General features: G+C 65.4%; 12 protein-coding genes. 4 read left to right on the plus strand and 8 right to left on the minus strand.

What is annotated here, in order from left to right; all coding sequences use genetic code 11:
- Positions 1-363: 363 nt before the first annotated feature.
- From guaA to guaB, 3 genes are all read right to left on the minus strand, one after another.
- Positions 364-1,983 (minus strand): glutamine-hydrolyzing GMP synthase, encoded by a 1,620-nt coding sequence (guaA, locus tag ACOCMH_RS25390; RefSeq protein WP_427309743.1) that lies wholly within the window; start codon positions 1,981-1,983, stop codon positions 364-366.
- A complete protein-coding gene (locus ACOCMH_RS25395) occupies positions 1,958-2,569 on the minus strand; it encodes a hypothetical protein (protein WP_427309745.1) in 612 nt (203 codons plus the stop codon). The genes guaA and ACOCMH_RS25395 overlap by 26 nt, the downstream gene beginning before the upstream one ends.
- Positions 2,570-2,746: 177 nt before the next feature.
- Positions 2,747-4,210, minus strand: coding sequence for an IMP dehydrogenase (guaB, locus tag ACOCMH_RS25400; protein WP_427309747.1), 1,464 nt, complete (start codon positions 4,208-4,210; stop codon positions 2,747-2,749).
- 123 nt (positions 4,211-4,333) lie between these two features.
- Between guaB and ACOCMH_RS25405 the strand changes: the two genes are divergently transcribed.
- Both ACOCMH_RS25405 and ACOCMH_RS25410 read left to right on the plus strand, forming a co-directional pair.
- Positions 4,334-5,293, plus strand: coding sequence for a DMT family transporter (locus tag ACOCMH_RS25405; RefSeq protein WP_427309749.1), 960 nt, complete (start codon positions 4,334-4,336; stop codon positions 5,291-5,293).
- Positions 5,294-5,496: 203 nt separating this feature from the next.
- Complete coding sequence (locus ACOCMH_RS25410; protein ID WP_427309751.1) at positions 5,497-6,021, plus strand: DUF4124 domain-containing protein; 525 nt, start codon at positions 5,497-5,499, stop codon at positions 6,019-6,021.
- Between the two features lie 54 nt (positions 6,022-6,075).
- On the opposite strand, the gene ACOCMH_RS25415 is transcribed toward ACOCMH_RS25410, so the two are convergent.
- Together ACOCMH_RS25415 and ACOCMH_RS25420 are read right to left on the minus strand one after the other, a co-directional pair.
- Complete coding sequence (locus ACOCMH_RS25415) at positions 6,076-6,423, minus strand: RnfH family protein (RefSeq protein ID WP_427309753.1); 348 nt, start codon at positions 6,421-6,423, stop codon at positions 6,076-6,078.
- The gene (locus ACOCMH_RS25420) at positions 6,410-6,847 is read right to left on the minus strand and encodes a type II toxin-antitoxin system RatA family toxin (RefSeq protein WP_116356588.1); all 438 of its coding nucleotides are present in this window, start codon (positions 6,845-6,847) and stop codon (positions 6,410-6,412) included. The genes ACOCMH_RS25415 and ACOCMH_RS25420 overlap by 14 nt, the downstream gene beginning before the upstream one ends.
- 179 nt (positions 6,848-7,026) lie before the next feature.
- Between ACOCMH_RS25420 and smpB the strand changes: the two genes are divergently transcribed.
- Positions 7,027-7,479, plus strand: coding sequence for an SsrA-binding protein SmpB (gene smpB, locus ACOCMH_RS25425; protein ID WP_171517156.1), 453 nt, complete (start codon positions 7,027-7,029; stop codon positions 7,477-7,479).
- A 24-nt stretch (positions 7,480-7,503) separates the two neighbouring features.
- Here the strand turns inward: smpB and ACOCMH_RS25430 are convergent, their stop codons facing one another.
- From ACOCMH_RS25430 to ppsA, 3 genes are all read right to left on the minus strand, one after another.
- Positions 7,504-8,433, minus strand: a complete 930-nt coding sequence (locus ACOCMH_RS25430; protein ID WP_171517157.1) for an SPFH domain-containing protein — start codon at positions 8,431-8,433, stop codon at positions 7,504-7,506.
- A 120-nt stretch (positions 8,434-8,553) separates the two neighbouring features.
- Positions 8,554-8,988: an NfeD family protein gene (locus tag ACOCMH_RS25435; protein WP_427309755.1), complete on the minus strand. Its 435-nt coding sequence runs from the start codon at positions 8,986-8,988 to the stop codon at positions 8,554-8,556.
- 151 nt (positions 8,989-9,139) lie between these two features.
- Positions 9,140-11,524 (minus strand): phosphoenolpyruvate synthase, encoded by a 2,385-nt coding sequence (gene ppsA / locus ACOCMH_RS25440; protein ID WP_427309757.1) that lies wholly within the window; start codon positions 11,522-11,524, stop codon positions 9,140-9,142.
- A 405-nt stretch (positions 11,525-11,929) separates the two neighbouring features.
- On the opposite strand from ppsA, the gene ppsR reads away from it, so the two are divergent.
- Positions 11,930-12,733, plus strand: coding sequence for a posphoenolpyruvate synthetase regulatory kinase/phosphorylase PpsR (gene ppsR, locus ACOCMH_RS25445; RefSeq protein ID WP_010809585.1), 804 nt, complete (start codon positions 11,930-11,932; stop codon positions 12,731-12,733).
- Positions 12,734-12,769: the final 36 nt, after the last annotated feature.

Below are 12,769 nucleotides of genomic sequence, written 5' to 3' on the forward strand. Positions count from 1 at the left end.
GTAGGCGAAAATGGGATGGAATGTCCCCCGGGTCTGCCTCATTGCTCATGGGGAATCTTCTGGGTCTTGTTCAGCCTGACCCCAGGGTCAGCGCGCTGGGCATGCGTTTCTCGATATTGAATTGCAGCAACGCCGCCGCGTGGCAGGGGCCTGGCGGCACTGGACGGTCGCGGCCGCCCTCGCCCCCGCCAGGCCTGCCCTCCTCCGCTATTGCTCGGGATGAGGTTACCGGACCGTGCCGTCAGGGCGGTGCATGCTGAAGTCCGATCAGATCGAAATCCGCCTGCCGCGACGTATTTTCTTCTAAATCAACACGTTATGGCTGATTTCGACAGCTGGCGATAGTCCCGGCAGGACCCGGCTTCACTCCCACTCAATCGTCGCCGGCGGTTTCCCCGACACGTCATACACAACCCGGTTGAGACCACGTACTTCGTTAATGATCCGGTTCGAGCAACGGCCCAGCAGCGCATACGGCAGGTGCGCCCAGTGCGCGGTCATGAAGTCGGTGGTCTGCACCGCGCGCAGTGCAACGACGTAGTCATAGGTGCGGCCGTCGCCCATCACGCCCACCGACTTGACCGGCAGGAACACGGCGAAGGCCTGGCTGGTCAGGTCGTACCAGCTCTTGCCGACGTGGTCCGGCTCGCACAGGCCCGCGGCCGCGTCCTGTTCGGTGGCGATGGTCTTGCGCAGTTCTTCGATGAAGATGGCATCGGCGCGGCGCAGCAGGTCGGCGTAGTCGCGCTTGACTTCGCCCAGGATGCGCACGCCCAGGCCCGGGCCCGGGAACGGGTGGCGGTAGACCATTTCCGGCGGCAGGCCCAACGCCACGCCCAGCTCGCGCACTTCGTCCTTGAACAGGTCGCGCAGCGGCTCCAGCAGCTTCAGGCCCAGCGTCTCGGGCAGGCCGCCGACGTTGTGGTGGCTCTTGATGGTGGTGGCCTTCTTGGTCTTGGTGCCGCCCGATTCCACCACATCCGGGTAGATCGTGCCCTGCGCCAGCCACTTGGCATTGCTCAGCTTGCGGGCCTCGGCCTGGAACACCTCGACGAACTCGCGGCCGATGATCTTGCGCTTCTGCTCGGGATCGGTGACGCCGGCCAGATGGCCCAGGAACTGGTCCGAGGCGTCGACATGGATCACCTTGGCGTGCAGGCGGCCGACGAACATTTCCATCACCAGCTTGCCTTCGTCCTGGCGCAGCAGGCCATGGTCGACGAACACGCAGGTGAGCTGGTCGCCAACGGCGCGATGGATCAGTGCCGCGGCCACCGACGAATCGACGCCGCCGGACAGGCCCAGGATGACTTCTTCATCGCCGACCTGCTCGCGGATCTTGGCCACCGCTTCCTCGATATGGTCGCGCATGACCCAGTCAGGCTTGCAGCCGGCGATCTGCAGCACGAAGCGCTCCAGCATCTGGCGGCCTTTGACCGTGTGGGTGACCTCGGGGTGGAACTGCACCGCGTAATAGTGCCGCGCCTCGTCGGCCATGCCGGCGATCGGGCAGCTGGGCGTCGACGCCATCAGCTTGAAGCCGGGCGGCAGGCCGGTGACCTTGTCGCCATGGCTCATCCAGACCTTGAGCATGCCGTGACCTTCCGGCGTGCGGAAGTCCTCGATGTCCTTGAGCAGTTCGGTATGGCCGTGGGCACGCATCTCGGCGTAGCCGAATTCACGGTGGTCGCTCCACTCGACCTTGCCGCCCAGCTGGACCGCCATGGTCTGCATGCCGTAGCAGATGCCCAGCACCGGCACGCCCAGGTCCCATACCGCCTGCGGCGCGCGCAGCTGGTGGTCTTCATAGGTGCTGGCGTGGCTGCCCGACAGGATGATGGCCTTGGGGGCGAATTCGCGCACGAACGCGTCGGTGACGTCGTTCGGATGGATTTCGCAATAGACGTGCGCCTCGCGGACGCGGCGGGCGATCAGCTGCGTGACCTGCGAGCCGAAATCAAGAATGAGGATTTTGTCGTGCATGATGGGCCGATGGCGTGTCTTCCGGGATGGGCTCGGTCACGACTTCCGTGCCGGGGCCATAGCCCGGCGGCGGCGTGATGACCGGCTCGCGCCGGTATTCTGGGGTATTCGTTGGGCGCGCCGCGGGGGCAACGCCGGGTTCCTTCCTGCCTTCCTGTTCCTGCAGTGCGCGTTCCATCTTCCGTTGCTGTTCGCGCACGCGCACGCGCTTGGCCGCCGGGATCTGCACCACGGCGAAGAACAGCAGCACTACCGCCATGGTCGGCACCCAGATCTTGCCGGCGCCTTCCAGCGGGAGGTCCAGGAACACCATCCAGCCAATGACGAGGACCGCGCTGGCCAGGTTGACATAGCCCGCCGTGCGCGCCACCGGCACCGTCAGCTGGCCATTGAAGGTGGCCTGCCACAGCAGCACCGACAGCCCCAGCAGCGCCACGCCCAGCAGCTGACCGAACAGCGCCGGCTGCGGCTGCGGCAACTGCAGCGCGGCATACAGCGTGGTAAACGGGGACATCAGCAGCAGGATGCCCAGCAGCAAGTCCACCAGGGCATCGAAAAACAGCACGGCTCGCAGCAACACCTTCATTGGCGCTCCTCGTCTTGGCCCCGGCCGGTGGTGCGGCGGGCATCAGGACAACGCCTGCATGGCGCGCGGCCAGGTTCGGATGGGATGGCGGGTCGGGCGCAGGCACGCGCTGGCGCGCCCTCGCCCCGATGCCGCGGCCGCACACCGCCTGCAGGGACGGTGCGCGGCCTCAGGGCATCAGTCGATATGGTAGTTCGGCGCTTCCTTGGTGATCTGCACGTCGTGCACGTGCGATTCACGCATGCCGGCTGCCGTGATCTGGACGAACTGCGCGCTCTCGTGCCAGTCGGCAATCGACTTGCTGCCGCAATAGCCCATCGAGGCACGCACGCCGCCGGTCAGCTGGTGGATGATCGCCATCACCGAGCCCTTGTACGGCACGCGCCCTTCGATCCCTTCGGGCACCAGCTTGTCGACGTTGGCGGTGTTGTCTTCCTGGAAGTAGCGGTCCGCCGCGCCATCCTTCATCGCCCCGACCGAACCCATGCCGCGATAGCTCTTGAACGAACGACCCTGGAACAGGAAGGTTTCGCCCGGCGCTTCCTCGGTGCCCGAGAACATGCCGCCCATCATCACGGTATGCGCGCCGGCCGCCAGGGCCTTGGCCACATCGCCGGAATAACGCACGCCACCGTCCGCGATCAGCGGCACGCCGGTGCCCTTGAGCGCCTCGGCCACGTTGGACACCGCGGTGATCTGCGGCACGCCCACGCCGGCGACAATACGCGTGGTGCAGATCGAGCCCGGGCCGATACCGACCTTGACGCCATCGGCGCCATGCTCGACCAGCGCGCGCGCGGCCTCGCCGGTGGCGATATTGCCGCCCACCACCTGCACCTGCGGGAAGTTCTGCTTGACCCAGCGCACGCGGTCCAGCACGCCCTGGCTGTGGCCGTGCGCCGTATCCACCACAATCACATCGACACCGGCCTTGACCAGCAGCTCGACGCGCTCATCGTTGTCCGGGCCCACGCCGACCGCGGCGCCTACGCGCAGCTGGCCGTGGTCGTCCTTGCTGGCCAGCGGGTTGTCCACCGCCTTCTGGATGTCCTTCACGGTGATCAGGCCGCGCAGTTCGAAGGCCTGGTTCACTACCACCACGCGCTCGAGACGGTGGCGGTTCATCAGCCGCTTGGCTTCTTCCAGCGGCGCGCCCTCGGCCACGGTCACCAGCTTGTCGCGCGGCGTCATCTTGGCGCGCACCGGGGCGTCGAGTTCTTCCTCGAAGCGCAGGTCGCGGTTGGTGATGATGCCGACCACGGCCTTGCCCTCGACCACCGGGAAGCCGGAAATGCCGTGTTGCTGCGACAGCGCGATCACATCGCGGATCTTCATCTCCGGCGAAATGGTGATCGGATCACGCAGCACGCCCGACTCATAGCGCTTCACGCGCGCGACCTCGCGGGCCTGGTCGGCGGGCTTCAGGTTCTTGTGGACGATGCCGATGCCGCCGGCCTGCGCCATCGAAATCGCCAGGCGAGCCTCGGTCACTGTGTCCATCGCCGCGGAGACCAGCGGGATGTTCAGTTCAATGGAGCGGGTCAGGCTGGTGCGGAGGGAAACATCCCGGGGAAGGACGGCCGAATAGGCCGGGACGAGCAGCACGTCATCGAATGTGAGTGCTTTCTGGACAAGACGCATAGCAATTCCTCTAGGCGCAAAAGCGAATTATACAGGAATGCGCGATTTGCTGATGCCCGGCAACGGCCTTTCCGAGGTGCTGTCTGCTATGCTCGTTGTCTTTTTATCCGGGCACGGCGAAGTATGGGAATCGGCGTATTGTGCGGGCTGCTGGCTGGCGCGTTCTGGGGCATGGTCTTTATCGCCCCCAAGCTGCTGCCCGTGTTTTCGCCGTGGGAACTGGCGATTGGCCGCTACCTGGCCTACGGGCTGGTGGCCGGCGTGGCCGCGCTGCCGCTGGTGCGCCGCATCGCGCGCAAACTGACCCGGGCCGACTGCGTGGCGCTGCTGCGCCAGGCCTTTACCGGCAACCTGCTCTACTACGTGCTGCTGGCCTTCGGCGTGCAGCTGGCCGGGGTGGGCCCGACCTCGCTGATCATCGGCATCCTGCCGATCTCGGTCACCATCATGGGCCGGCGCGACCACGGCGCGGTGCCGCTGTCGCGGCTGCTGTGGCCGCTGCTGGTGGTGGCCGCCGGCATTGCCTGCATCAATATCGACCTGTTCGGCGGCGGCCACAGCGCCCATGCGGCCGCCGCCGGCGCCGTGGCGCGGCCGGTGTGGCAGAAGCTGGCGGGGGTCTGCTGCGCCGCCGGTGCGCTGGTCTGCTGGAGCCTCTATGCGGTGGACAACGCGCGCTACCTGCAGCGCAACCCGCATTACAGCGGCAATGAATGGTCGGCGCTGTACGGGCTGTCGACCGGCGCGGTGTCCGCGGTGCTGGCGGCAGTCGGCTGGATGCTGGCCGGCGATACCCTGAGCGCGGCGGACAGCGGCCGCGACTGGCAGTGGTTCTGGATGGTCAACGCCGCGGTGGCGCTGGGCGCTTCGCTGATCGGCAACAACCTGTGGAATATCGCCAGCCGCCGCCTGCCGCTGACGCTGTCGGGGCAGATGATCGTGTTCGAAACGCTGTTCGCGCTGGCCTATGGCTTTGTCTTCGACCAGCGTTGGCCCCGGCCGCTGGAAATCGCCGCCATCGTGTTGCTGATGATCGGCGTGGCCTGGTCGGTGCGCTTGCACGCCACCGACAAGTCTGCGTAGACTAGCGAACCATGGCGCGGGGGTCACACGCGCCGGCGGAAAAATACAACGCATCTATACAACGCATTTCCCAGGGTCAACCCGGCGCTACGCATTGCATTGCAGGCGGGCGCCCCGCTCTTGTCGTGGCTGTCCTGCCGCGGCAATGGCCATGCAAGCAGCCGGCGGCCCGTGCTTCCAGAGCCACTTTGAGACGTCTCGCCATGTTTCGATCGTCCGCGCCGTGCCTGCTTGCCGCTGCCCTTGCCGCCAACCTCGCGGTGCCTGCGCCGGCCCTTGCCTACTGGCAGTGGCGCGACGCCAACGGGCATATGGTCTACAGCGACGTGCCGCCGTCCACCGCAGCGGCCAGGATCCTGCGCGCGCCCGGGCGCCATGCGGGCGAATTCCAGCCCGTCCAGGCAGCAGCCCAGGCCGCGGATGTCACCACGCCGGCTCCGTCCAAGGCATCGGCCAGGCCCGCCGTCGCCGCGCCGACGCCCGAAGAAGCGTTCCAGAAGCGCCGCGAAGCCAGCCTGAAAGCCGCCGCCGAAGACGCCCGCAAGGAAACCGAGGCGGCCGAGCGCGCCGCCCGCTGCGCGCAGTTGCGCAACTACGCCGCCGGACTGCAACAGGGCATGCGCGCCGCGGTCGCCGGCCCGGATGGTTCGCTGCAGCACCTGAACAGCGAGCAGCGCCAGGCGGAAATCCTCAAGACCAGCGCCAACCTCGAGAAGCACTGCAGCTGAAGCAACAAAAACGGGGCCGCGTTGGCCCCGTTTGCTTTGGCGGCGATGCGCGGCTCAGCTGCTGCCGCGCAACCATTTCTGGCCCTCACGCGTGCCGCTGGCGCGCTGCTTCTGGACCCGCTTGCGGCGAGCCTGCTTCGGATCCGCCGTCAACGGCCGGTAGACCTCGATGCGATCGCCATCGCGCACCACCGTCTCCGGGGTCTTGAGCTTGCCGAAGATGCCCACCCTCATGGTGGCGGGATCGACCTCCGGGCAAGCCTGCTGCAGCCCGGAGCCGACGATCGCCGCGGCAATCGTGGTGCCCTCGGGGACGTCGATGTCTTTCAGGAACACGGCATCCGGGCGCGCGTAGCAGACCACGATATGCGCCGTGCCGGCGCTGCGTTCAGCTGGTGCCATACACCACCTCGGCGCGCTTGACGAAGGCATCGACAAAGGTATTGGCGATCATGCTGAAGACCGGGCCGATGAGTTTTTCCAGCAGCAGGCTGGAAAACTCATAGTGCAGGTGGAACTCGATCTTGCAGGCGTCTTCGCGCAGCGGCGTAAAGCGCCATGAGCCGTTGAACGTCTTGAACGGCCCGTCGGCAAAGGTCATGTCGATACGCGTGGGACGCTCCTGGGTATTGCGCGTATGGAAGAACTGCTGGATACCCTTGAAGTGGATATGGATCTTGGCGTCGAGCATGGTCTCGGTCTGCTCGAACACCTCCACGCCGCCGCACCATGGCAGGAACTTGGGATAGTCCTCCACGCGGGTGACCAGGTCGTACATCTGCGCGGCGGAGTAACCGAGCAGGACGGATTTATGGACGTCTGCCATGTATGGGGAAATCTGGCTTGCGGCCATGCCGCGCTCGGTGCGCGGCAGGCATGCGCCTGTGCCGGGGGCTGGTTTGCTAGAATCCCGATTTTAGCCGACACGCGCGTTCCGCGGCATCCCGCCATGCGGCGCTGCAGCGAACCGGCCAGAATCCACCCTACCGCACCCTACCCGCACGCATGACCATTGCAGATAACAAGAAGGCCTTCTTCGACTATTTCATCGAGGAACGATACGAGGCCGGGATCGTGCTGGAAGGCTGGGAGGTCAAGGCGATCCGCGCCGGGCGGGTGCAGATCAAGGAAGGCTACGTGGTGGTGCGCGACGCCGAGATGTTCCTGATCGGCGCCCATATCAGCCCGCTGCAAAGCGCCTCCACCCACGTCACGCCCGATCCGGTACGCACGCGCAAGCTGCTGCTCAAGGCCGACGAAATCAAGAAGCTGATCGGCAAGGTCGAACAGCGCGGCTACACCCTGGTGCCGCTGAACCTGCATTACACGCGCGGCCGCGTGAAATGCGAAATCGGCCTGGCCAAGGGCAAGAAGCAGTTCGACAAGCGCGAGACCGAAAAGCAGCGCGACTGGCAGCGCGAAAAGGCCCGCATCATGAAGGGCGACACCAAGGGCTAGACCTCCGGCCGCCGCCCTGCCGCATCAAGCAGCCTTCTGCCCCTTCACGATCTGCAGCGCAGAAGCGATCATGCTACTCATGTCGCCCATATTGCCCGGCACGATCAGCGTATTGCCCTGCTTGGCCAGGTTGCCGAACGCGGCCACGTACTCCTCGGCCACCTTCAGGTTGACCGCATCCATGCCGCCTTCGGTGCGGATCGCATTGCCGATCTTCTGGATCGCCTGCGCATTGGCCTCGGCCACCGCCAGGATCGCGCTGGCTTCGCCCTGGGCCTTGTTGATGGCGGCCTGGCGTTCGCCCTCAGACTTCTGGATCGCCGCCTCGCGCGCGCCGGTGGCCAGGTTGATCTGCTCCTGGCGCTTGCCTTCGGACGCCGCGATCAGCGCGCGCTTCTCGCGCTCGGCGGTGATCTGCGCCTGCATCGCATGCAGGATTTCCTTGGGCGGAGTCAGGTCCTTGATCTCATAGCGCAGCACCTTCACGCCCCAGTTGGCGGCGGCCTCGTCCAGCGCATTGACCACGCTGTGGTTAATGAACTCGCGCTCCTCGAAGGTCTTGTCCAGTTCGAGCTTGCCGATCACCGAACGCAGCGTGGTCTGCGACAGCTGCGTGATCGCCACCACGAAATTGCTGGAACCGTACGACGCCTTCATCGGGTCGGTCACCTGGAAGTACAGCACGCCGTCCACCTGCAGCTGCGTATTGTCCTTGGTAATGCAGACCTGGCTGGGCACGTCCAGCGGGATTTCCTTGAGCACGTGCTTGTAGGCGACGCGATCGACGAACGGCACCACGATCGACAACCCGGGCGTCAGGGTGGCGTGATAGCGGCCCAGGCGCTCCAGCACCCAGGCATGCTGCTGCGGCACGATCTTGATGCCCTTGGCAATCAGCACGATAACGGCAATAAGGATGATCAGCGGCAGCAAACCAAGCTGAAAAGCGAGCATGTAACGATTCTCCAGGCAGAACACATCGGTACGGCGCCGCCGGGCGGCGGCAGGCGGAACACACCGCGGCCGCAGCCGCGAGGTGCAAGAAGACGGGCAAGACCGGGCTGCAGCGGCGCTTCAGCGAGGCAATACCACCAGCGTGCTGCCGCGCACCGCGACGATGCGGTAGCGGCCCGGCGCAAGGGCGCGGTCAGGGGGGCAATCGGGCGCCAGCTCGACGGTCCAGTCCGCGCCGCGGTACGGTACGCGCGCGCGCCGGTTGGCGTCCCAGGCGGGCACGTCGAGCTCCTCGCCGATATCGAGATTGACGTTGGGATCGGCCGCGGCATTGCCGCGCCGCAGCTTGCCGAAGCGGGTGCGGCGCAGCCCGGCGATCAGCACCGCCGCGACCAGCGCCCCGATCAGTGCCTGCGCCGCCGGCCATGCGCCGAGCAAGGCCGCCACCCCGGCGGCGGCGAAGCCCACCGCCACCATCAGCAGATAGAACGTGCCGGTGTTCAGCTCGACGATCACCAGCACCACCGCTGCCACGAACCAGATGTAATACGCCATCCAAGCTCCCGTTCGTCCAGGGACTTCCCGAAAAGTAAAAACCCCGCAGCGCCGTTGAGCGTCTGCGGGGCTTTGCAACACCTGACGCAGGGCCGGTGCTTCCGCCGGCTGCCCGTAGGTGCCGGCAATCGTTATTGTGACGTCAAATGCCTCAGGAAGCCAGCTGTCGCCAGGTCTCGATCACCGAGTCCGGGTTCAGCGAGATCGACTTGATGCCTTCCTTGGCCAGCCACGCGGCAAAGTCGGGATGGTCCGAAGGACCCTGGCCGCAGATGCCGACGTACTTGTCCAGGCGGATGCACGCCGCAATCGCGCGCGACAGCATGAAACACACCGCCGGATCGCGTTCGTCGAAGTCCTTGGCCAGCAGCTCCATGCCTGAGTCGCGATCCAGGCCCAGCGTCAGCTGGGTCAGGTCGTTCGAGCCGATCGAGAAGCCGTCGAAGAACTGCAGGAACTCTTCGGCCAGGATCGCGTTGGACGGCACCTCGCACATCATGATGATGCGCAGGCCGTTCTCGCCGCGCTTCAGGCCGTGCTTGGCCAGCAGCCCGATGACCTTCTCGGCCTGGCCCAGCGTGCGCACGAACGGCACCATGATCTCGACGTTGGTCAGGCCCATTTCGTCGCGCACGCGCTTCATGGCCTTGCATTCCATCTCGAACGCTTCGGCAAAGTCTTCGGCGATGTAGCGCGAGGCGCCACGGAAGCCCAGCATCGGGTTCTCTTCGTCCGGCTCATAGCGCGAACCGCCGATCAGCTTCTTGTACTCGTTGGACTTGAAGTCCGACAGGCGCACGATCACGGGCTTCGGGTAGAACGCCGCGCCAATGGTGGCGATGCCCTCGGCCAGCTTGTCGACATAGAACGCGCGCGGGCTGGCATGGCCGCGGGCCACGCTTTCCACGGCCTTCTTCAGGTCAGCGTCGACCTGCGGGTAGTCGAGGATGGCCTTCGGGTGGACGCCGATATTGTTGTTGATGATGAATTCCAGGCGGGCCAGGCCGACGCCGTTGTTCGGGATCTGCGCGAAGTCGAACGCCAGTTGCGGGTTGCCGACGTTCATCATCAGCTTGACGTCGATCTCGGGCATCTCGCCGCGCTGGACTTCGGTCACCTCGGTTTCCAGCAGGCCGTCGTAGATACGGCCTTCGTCACCTTCGGCGCACGACACCGTCACCAGCGTGCCGTCCTTGAGCACGTCGGTGGCATCGCCGCAGCCAACCACGGCCGGCACGCCCAGTTCACGCGCGATGATCGCGGCGTGGCAGGTGCGGCCGCCACGGTTGGTGACGATGGCCGAGGCGCGCTTCATCACCGGCTCCCAGTTCGGGTCGGTCATGTCCGCCACCAGCACGTCGCCGGGCTGCACGCGTTCCATCTCGGACGGGTCGTTGATCACGCGCACCGGGCCGGTGCCGATCTTCTGGCCGATGGCGCGGCCGCTGGTCAGCACGGGGGCAGTGCCCTTGAGCTTGAAGCGCTGCTCGGCCTTGCCGGCGGACTGGCTCTTCACCGTCTCCGGGCGGGCCTGCAGGATGTAGATCTTGCCGTCCTTGCCGTCCTTGCCCCACTCGATGTCCATCGGGCGGCCATAGTGCTTCTCGATGATCATCGCGTAGCGCGCCAGCTCGGTCACGTCTTCGTCGGTGATCGAGTAGCGGTTGCGCAGTTCGCCCGGCACGTCGACGGTCTTCACGCGGCCGGCTTCGCCCGGCTTGGTGAACTCCATCTTGATCAGCTTGGAGCCGATCGAGCGGCGGATGATCGGGTACTTGCCGGCTTGCAGCGTCGGCTTGAAGACGTAGAACTCGTCTGGGTTGACCGCGCCCTGCACCACCGTTTCGCCCAGGCCGTAGCTGGAGGTGATGAAGACCACGTCGGGGAAGCCCGATTCGGTGTCGATGGTGAACATCACGCCGGAAGCGGCCAGGTCCGAGCGGACCATGCGCTGGATGCCGGCGGACAGCGCCACCACGTCGTGGGCAAAGCCCTTGTGCACGCGGTAGGAAATGGCGCGGTCGTTGTACAGCGAGGCGAACACGTGCTTGATCTTGTCGAGCACGTCGTCAATGCCGCTGACGTTCAGATAGGACTCCTGCTGGCCGGCGAAGGAGGCGTCGGGCAGGTCTTCGGCCGTGGCCGACGAACGCACCGCGAACGAGGCCTCGGCGCCTTCGCGCTCGGACACGCGGGCATAGAATTCACGGATTTCCTGTTCCAGGCGCGGCTGGAACGGCGCGCTGGCGACCCACTCGCGGATCTCGGCGCCGGCCTCGGCCAGGGCCTTGACGTCGTCGACGTTCAGGGTCTTCAGGCGCTGCGAAATGCGCTCGGTCAGGTTGTTGTGGGCAAGGAAGTCGCGGAAGGCGAGCGCGGTGGTGGCAAAGCCGCCCGGAACCCGGACGCCGGCCTCCGCCAGCTGGGAGATCATCTCGCCCAGCGACGAATTCTTGCCGCCGACGATTTCCACGTCAGCCATGCGCAACTGCTCGAACGGCAGCACATAGGCGCCGTTATCTGCCTGGTTAGTCATGAGAGCCTCAAAACAAAGTAGAAAACTGGTTGCGCATGCCCGGTATGTTCTTGGTGTTCTGTTCCCGGACGGATCGCTTGGCTAAGCAACCCCGAACTGGCGCTGCGGACCTGGCGCTACGGCTCTCATCGCGTAGCGCGCATTGTCGACAATCCCGGGTGCGCATTGTTGCGGGGGCGGCTACCCTGTGGAATTGCTTAGCGAAAAGATCGCCGCTATTCTACCGTGCTGCGCCGCACTTTTCTGCGGAAGATTGAATCTATTTATTGCGCCATCGCGTGCGCCATCCCCATGTCCCAGCCAGAAGCGCCCGGAACGGCGACACCCGGGTCCCAGCCTGGAATGCAGCCCGCAACCCCTGCCGCACCCGCCACCCAGGCGGCCGAGCGCCCGGGGGTCCGCACCGTGTTCATCGTCTCGGATGGCACCGGCATCACCGCGGAGACGTTCAGCCACTCCATCCTGGCCCAGTTCGAGATGCGCTTCCGCAAGGTGCGCATGCCCTTCGTCGACACCCCGGAAAAGGCACATATTGCCGTCGGCAAGATCAACGAGGCGTTCCACAACGAAGGCGTGCCGCCGATCGTCTTCACCACGCTGGTGAACCAGGAAGCGAACAAGGCACTGCGCCGCGCCAAGGCGATGATCCTGGACATGTTCCAGACCTTCATCGAGCCGCTCGAAAAAGAACTGGGCCTGAAATCCACGCACGCCATCGGCCGCTTCCACCAGAACGCCGACACCGAGGCCTACAAGAACCGCATCGAGGCGATCAACTTCTCGCTGGCGCATGATGACGGCCAGTCACACAAGAACCTGGAAGAAGCCGATGTGATCCTGGTCGGCGTATCGCGCAGTGGCAAGACCCCGACCAGCCTTTACCTGGCCATGCAGTATGGGCTGAAGGCGGCCAACTATCCGCTGATCCCCGACGACTTCGAGCGCGGCCGGCTGCCGTCGGCGCTCTATGCGTTCAAGCCGAAGATCTTCGGCCTGTCGATCGATCCGCAACGCCTGACCGAGATCCGCAACGAGCGCCGCCCCGGCAGCAAGTACGCCGCGCTGGAAAACTGCCGCTACGAAGTCAACGAGGCCGAGGCGATGATGCGCCGCGAAGGCATCAAGTGGCTGTCGTCGACACACAAGTCGATCGAAGAGATCGCGACCACGATCCTGCAGGAGATCAAGGTCGATCGCGACAACTACTGAAGTAATAAAAAAGCGGCCGCACAGGCCGCTTTCTCT

It is taken from the genome of Cupriavidus sp. H39, from assembly GCF_050271075.1.
GTDB classification, from domain to species: domain Bacteria; phylum Pseudomonadota; class Gammaproteobacteria; order Burkholderiales; family Burkholderiaceae; genus Cupriavidus; species Cupriavidus necator_B.